This window comes from Mesorhizobium sp. M4B.F.Ca.ET.214.01.1.1 (assembly GCF_004791545.1).
Lineage (GTDB): Bacteria > Pseudomonadota > Alphaproteobacteria > Rhizobiales > Rhizobiaceae > Mesorhizobium > Mesorhizobium abyssinicae.
In genome coordinates this window covers 1-434 of the sequence record NZ_SRUX01000074.1, presented here as the reverse complement: position 1 = coordinate 434, position 434 = coordinate 1, and the positions used below count along the sequence as shown (strand labels likewise).

Below are 434 nucleotides of genomic sequence, written 5' to 3'. Positions count from 1 at the left end.
TGCTGCGCGATCGCGCCGACCAGGCCGTGGCGATCTCGCGCCAGCCGGAAAAGAAGACCTCGACGCTGCGCGGCCGCACCCAGATCAACCTGTTCTATGAGGCCTCGACGCGCACGCAGTCCTCCTTTGAGCTGGCCGGGAAAAGGCTTGGCGCCGACGTCATGAACATGTCGGTGGCAAGCTCCTCGGTGAAGAAGGGCGAGACGCTGATCGACACGGCCATGTCGCTCAACGCCATGCGCCCGGACATCCTTATCATCCGCCACCAGTCGGCGGTATCAATCTCGCTATTTGCTGCAGAATACGATCCGCGCAACGGCGCGTCGCCGATGCAAGACAGCGCCTCGCAAAGATCGATCCACGTGGACCGGTGGACCGGGCTTTGATGTCCGTGTGACGCTTGTCGCCGACGGTCGGCGCATGGGCGTCGTTAC

At 63.4% G+C, this 434-nt stretch carries 1 pseudogene; it reads left to right on the top strand.

The annotated features are described in order from the left end of the window. A pseudogene (gene pyrB / locus EN857_RS33350) lies at window positions 1–275 on the top strand (aspartate carbamoyltransferase catalytic subunit); the annotation flags it as partial. Between the last annotated feature and the right edge of the window lie 159 nt (window positions 276–434).